The sequence below is a fragment of the Lentzea sp. NPDC006480 genome (genome assembly GCF_040611995.1).
Classification (GTDB): Bacteria; Actinomycetota; Actinomycetes; order Mycobacteriales; family Pseudonocardiaceae; genus Lentzea.
Map to the genome: position 1 here is coordinate 1 of NZ_JBEXPJ010000286.1, position 5,873 is coordinate 5,873.

The 5,873-nt window shown below is 65.3% G+C and carries 1 protein-coding gene; it reads right to left on the reverse strand.

Features of this window, described 5'->3' with window-relative positions:
• The coding region (locus ABZX92_RS44795; protein WP_355572132.1) for a hypothetical protein at window positions 1-5,873 on the reverse strand (5,873 nt) is incomplete at both ends.

Consider the following 5,873-nt stretch of genomic DNA (forward strand, 5'->3'; position numbering starts at 1 on the left):
ATGACCGGAAATGATCGTGAAATCAGCGACCGTCAGGCTATGGCCACCCCGCTCACTAAGCGCGGCAACCAGCGCCGACTCGAACACGCCCCTGACCCGCTCCATACGACGCAGAGTCATGTGGTCCGCACTGCCCGTGGCCGACAAGCCGGTCAGCGTGACCGTCGGCAACGCCACACCCGCAGCCGCGGCACGGATACCCGCCTCCGCCACGTCCCGCGCATACCCCACAACAGACCCATAAGCCGGATTCTTCCGGTCCATCCGGAACTGCCGCACGCCGAACGGAACCTCAACCACACCATCCGACGCCGCCACCTCATCATCAGCGACCTCCGCCAACACATTCGACGCGTCGAACCCGTCCTCGCCAACAACAGGATCCACACCAGACCCAACCGGAACAGATGCCGCAACATCACCAGGCGAAGACGCCCGCCGAATACCATCCCGCACAACCCCGTCCGGACCAGACGTAACAGCAACAGCACTCTCAGGCACAGCAGTGAACGATTCAACCAACGACCCGTTCACCACAGACGCAACACTCGGGTCAAGCGTCACCCTGCTCGACACGATCCCGTCCCCGGAAAAAACCTGCAAAGCCGAGCGCGGCACCACCGGTGCCGACTCCGGCAGAGGCTGTCCCGACGGCTGGAAAGCGATTCCCAGATCGAGGTCCAGGTCCAGAAAGGTGGGAGATGAGGGCTCTGACTTGACTTCTGATTTGAAGTCAAGCGCCGGGATATCGAAGGTCAGGCCCAGACTCATCACCGGCGCATCGGGGTCCTCAGCCAGTTCAACCGTTTCCGGTTCGTCGAACCCACCCCCCTGATCCGACACGGGCGACAGCAGTGCTGAATCCGAGTCGGAATCCTCAGCCACGTCCCCGAAACTGGCCACGGGAGGCCCGAGCGTCAACCCCAGCCCCATGACCGCGGCATCAGGAACCTCAACAACATCAGCCGCCGGCCTGTCGAACTCCAAGCCCAAGCCCAACGCGGGAGAGCCATCCACCGTGTCGCCGCCGAAGGTGACGAGCTCGATCTCGGCCGCCAAATCGAGCTCGGACAGGTCGGAAGCCGAGTCCGGCAGTACACCGGGACCGCCCGCCTTGAGGTGCATGATCTCCAGGTCGTCGGCCAGATCGGTGCCGTCGATCAGGTCGACCCCGGCCGCTAGGTGCGGGATGGCCGCCACAGGGTCGGCCAGCTCGGTCTGCGGTGCGTCCGGAACGTCGATCGTCGGGTCACCGGTGAGCAGCGGTCCCGGATCGACGTCCTGACCGCGGTAACCGCTGGAGGCGGGTTCAGGCACCGACCCCAGCGCGTCAGCGGTCTTCTCGATCCGGAACAGGTTGCGTGGCCTGATCGACGCCGTCTCCATTTCGCCGCCTGACGTCATGAGACCGCGGTCGTCGTGAACGCCGGTCGCGCTGGCCTTGGCGCGGAGCGCCAAGCGGTTGTCCGGGTACTCGTCACGGAGCCCGAGCAGGTGCCCGATCTCGTGGGCGAACACGGCTTCGCTGTCGTGCAGCAACCAGTTATTAGCGTCGGAGTAGAAGGTGTCGGTGTCGGCCACGACCTTCACGACGTGATGTGCCTCGTCCGGCGAGTCCACGAACTGGACAGTGACGTGGAACTGGTCTCCGGAGGGCAACCTGTGGCCCTGGTTGAAGAACCGGTTCACGCCCGTCAACGCGCGCCGCTTCAGCGCGACGACCTGCTGCGGAGTCGCCCCTCCGGACACATCCAAATGCAAGCGGACCGTGAAGTCCTGAACCGTCGTCCCGCCCACATCGAACCGTCGCCGGTCAAAAATGATGTTGCTGTATAAGAAAGTCAATGAGCCGCGCCCCAGGTCGAGCGCGTCTCTCTCCTCCGCTTCCCTGATCGCCTGGCGCTCATGTGGCGGCAACAGGTCGAACTCACGCCTGCGCCTCAGGTCTTCCTGTTCCTGCTCGGTGAGAGGCTCAGTCTTGGCCTCCAACTCCTGCAGGTAAGCGTCCGTCGGCACCTCCGGCCTGCGGACGTCATCGACAGGCCGTCTGCTGTCCTCATCCCCCCGCTGCACATCGACCAGCCGACCCCGGACGATCGAGACGGGCGCGTTCTGCCGCGCCGCGCGGATAGCCGACTCGCTGACCGGGTTGTTCGGCTCGAACCACTCCGCCGTCTGCGCCGTGCTGGTGAACCACGAATCGTCACCGAGCACGGTCGGCGCCACCGGCCCGATCAGGCGCACCGCGGTAGCCGACTTCGCCACGAGCTCCCTGGACGCCTTATTCAGCTCATCGCGGGCCTGGTGCAATGCGGCCTGGGTCGCCCGGACCCGCACCCGCAGGTCGGCGTTCTCGCTGAGCACCCACTTCCGGTCGGCCTTCGTCGGCTTCGGCAAAGGGGTGACGTCGTTGTGACGGGCTTGCACCCGCTCGCGCACGCGCTGGTCGACCTCGGCGTGCGCGGCAAGCATGCCTGCCCTGGCACTCGCGACTGCGGCACGCGCGTCGCGCAGCTTCTGCTCCGCCGCGACCTCGGCGGGGTCCAGCGGCGTCAGTTGATCCCCTGCGGTCGTCGCCACCGTCATGACGGTCGCCGTCTCGACGGACGTGGTCCCCCCATCGGACACACCGCCGTGCGGCGCAGCCGACGGTTGCACGGACGCATACGACCGCACGCCGTGCATGGTGCGTCCGTCCTGCGTGTGCTGCTCAATGTGCAGGGCATCGCCTCGGGCGTCCCCGTCGGCGAAGACGAGCCTGGGCGGCTGTCCGGGGTTGAAGCGGATCAGGGGCTCGGCGTCGGCGGTGGTGGCCTGGTGGCGGGTAACGATGTCGGTGAAGATCTTGTGCTGGAACGTCCCGACCGGCTCCCAGTACATGTGCGCGCCGTGCTGGACGCCGACGTTGCGATTGGTGAGCAGGAACGTGACGTCGTCAACGTCGCCGGTGGTGAGCGACATGCCGTCAAGATTGCGGATGTGGTAAACGTCGTGGTCACTGGTGATCGGCTTGAACGTGCCGTCCGTGGTCTTCGCCTCGACGACGCCGTCCACGACCCGATAGCGGCCTTCGGTCTCCAGCTCGGCCATCTCCGAGGCGAGCGAGGCGTACTCGGTCGTGCGGACGTCGAACTGCTTGGCGATCTTGGCCTTGAGGCCCGGTTCAAGCGTGTCGAGGTAGATCGGTAGCTCGGGCCGGAAGTAGCCGACAAGGCCGACCTTCGACTGGTCTGCGCCGAGGTGGACATCGAGCTCGTTGACCGTCTTGGCCTTGATGTCCTTGGGCTTCGCAACGGCTCCCTGCTCCAGCCAGTACACGGCGCTCGGGTTGGTGGGGCGGACGTCGAAGATGACGTTGAGTCGGTCGGCCATGGCCTGGAATCGCTGCTGGTTGACCAGCGGGAAGCCGAACTCGTTCGTGAGGCGTTCCGGCGTGAGCGGGTTCGGGTCGTCGGGGATCGGGCTCGTCCAGTCGTCCCGCATGCTTTCCGGACGCGGCGCCGTCTCCACCGTGCTGTCGAGGGTGTCGAACAGGCTTTCGACGAACGGCCTGCCCAGCTCTGGCTTGTCCAACGGGGTGAACGTTTCAACCAACGATTCGTTCACCACAGACGCAACACTCGGGTCGAGCGTCACCCCGCTGGACACGGTCCCATCCTCGGAATAGACCGGCAAAGCTGAGCTCGGCACCACTGGCGCAGGCCCATGCGCCGGCACGGGCACCGGCCCCCACCACCCCGCCGGCCGTACCTCGCGCCCGTCAGACTCCCGCACCGGGTCACCGGCCCGGTAACCGTGACGGCTCAGATCCACCAGGTCTGACGGCACCACCACACCACGCAACAGACCCTCGTAGCGCCCCGTCCGCACCAACTTGATCGCGGTCTCCCACACCAAGTCCGTCCGCACCGCCGGAACACCAGGCCTCGAAGGTTCCTCGACCAATCCACGCACCGTGGCCAGATCGAGGACACCGTCCTTCTTCAGCCCCTCCTCCAGGTGTCGGCTCACCCAGTAGGCCTTGTACACCACGGCCAACAAAGGGATCCGTGACGCGTAATAGTATTGGTCGTCCATAGACAGTTTGGGCCAGTCCGCCACCAGCTTCCACACCTTGGCAGCGGTGATGTCGGATCCCGCAGGACCCCGGCCGAGCGAGACCCAATACCCGCCCTGAAGAGTCTCAGTCCTCACGTGCACTACACGGCCTTGGTGTGTTTCCCACACGCGCAACTGGCGGGTGGGGCCGTCCACCGCGGCCGTGATCCCAGACGCCCGCACAGCCTGCCAGAAGTCCTCCACCACCGACTTGCCGTTCGGCTCACCGAGATTCGGAGTGCCCGCCGAACAAATGTAGAGGGCGAACGAGTCCGGCAACGCCCCACCAATCTGCCGGAACGCCTCCGAACCCAGCACCAGGTGAGCGAGCGTCTCCCCTGTGACATAAATGGCCGTACCGTCGGCAAGAGTGATCCTGGTGATGCCCGGTTTTCCGTGTGCGTCCACGAAGAACGTCCGGGTATCGCCGTCCCACGGGAACGACATGGAGATCGCCGGGACGCTGTCCAGCTTCTCATCCCTGAGCAGACCGGAACGCCTTCCATCGTTCACCGGGAACCCGTTCGACATTGCGCTCGGCTTTTCCCCAGGCGTATTGAACGTGACGCCCACGACGTCGCCGCTCACGTTGGTCAGGGTGCGCATCTGTACCTGATCCGCAGTGAAGTACCGTCGCACCCCCTTCTTGTCCACACCCGCAAAGTCGGCTACCACCGGGGTGGGCTCAGTCGGAACCGGTGCGGCACCTTCAGTCGACAAAGACGCCCGCGGAATATCGCCCTGCACAACCCCGTCCGGACCAGACGTGGCAGCGACAGCCCTGTCTAGCGCATCCCGCCACGGAACCGCGTCAGCCACGTCCCTGCCAACATTCAGACCCGCCTCGCCGGCCATTGACGGGACGGCCGCCGGCTCCCCTGTAGAAACGAAGTCACCCAGGTCGCCAGAGCTCGTCGACGCCACACTCTCGTTCAGCACAGACGCAACACTCGGGTCGAGCGTCACCCCGCTCGATACGGTCCCGTCCCCGGAAGAGGCCGGCAAAGCTGAGCCCGGCACCACCGGCGCAGGCACATGCGCCAATACGGGCACCGGCCCCCACCATCCCGCCAGCCACACCTCGCGCCCGTCAGACACCCGCACCAGGTCACTAGCCCAGAAACCGTGACGGCTCAGATCCATCAAGTCCGCGGGCACCACCACACCACTCAACAGACCCGCGTGGTCACCCGCCTGCACCAACTTGATCGCGGTCTCCCACACCAAGTCCGCCCGCACCGCCGGAACACCAGGGCTCCAAGGAGCCTCGACCAATCCACGCACCTTGACCAGATCGAGCACACCGTCCCGCTCCAGGCCAAGCTCCAGGAAGAAACTCACCCAGAGGGCCCTGTCCACCACCTCGAGCACAGGGATCCGTGACGCGTAATGCTTTCGGACGTCCATGGGCATTTTGCCCAAACCCGGCACCAACTCCCACACCTCGGCGGCGGTGATAGAAGACTCCACAGGACTTCGGCCACGCGAGGCCCAATACCCACCCTCGAGAATCTGAATCGACTCATGCACATGGCCTGTGGTGTATTTCCACCCGTACATATGCAACGTGTGGGTGGGGCCGTCCACTGCGGCCGTGATCCCAGACTCCTGCACAGCCTGCCAGAAGTCCTCCACCACCGACTTGCCGTTCGGCTCGCCGACATTCGATCTGCCCGCGTGGCAGATGTAGAGGGCGAACGAGTCCAGCAACGCCCCACCAATCTGCCAGAACGCCTCGGAACCCAGTACCAGGCGGGCGAGCGTCCCTCCCGTGA